The sequence below is a fragment of the Burkholderia sp. Ac-20365 genome (assembly GCF_017104715.1).
Taxonomy (GTDB): domain Bacteria; phylum Pseudomonadota; class Gammaproteobacteria; order Burkholderiales; family Burkholderiaceae; genus Paraburkholderia.
Genome location: NZ_JAAGPI010000152.1, coordinates 1 through 286, shown reverse-complemented (window position 1 = coordinate 286; position 286 = coordinate 1). Strand labels below are relative to the sequence as shown.

Genomic DNA, 286 nt, shown 5'->3' with positions numbered 1-286 from the left:
GATTCATGACTGGGGTGAAGTCGTAACAAGGTAGCCGTATCGGAAGGTGCGGCTGGATCACCTCCTTTCCAGAGCTAAGCGTTTCAAAGTTGAGTGCTCACACTTGTCGGCTGTTAATTGAAGACAGTCATAGCTATATCGTGATCGATATCGGCTTATGTTCTTTAACAATCAGGAAGAAGTAGTAAAGAGATTCGCGAAAGCGTACTTAGAGATGGGTACGTAAGTAGGCGAATCAGGGTTGTGATTGTATCGAAAGTATTTAAGGGTTGTCGAAAGACAGCCT

Annotated in this window: 1 rRNA gene; it reads left to right on the top strand. The window is 44.4% G+C overall.

The features are described from left to right. Positions 1-68, top strand: a 16S ribosomal RNA gene (locus G3O01_RS45055); the annotation flags it as partial. Between the last annotated feature and the right edge of the window lie 218 nt (positions 69-286).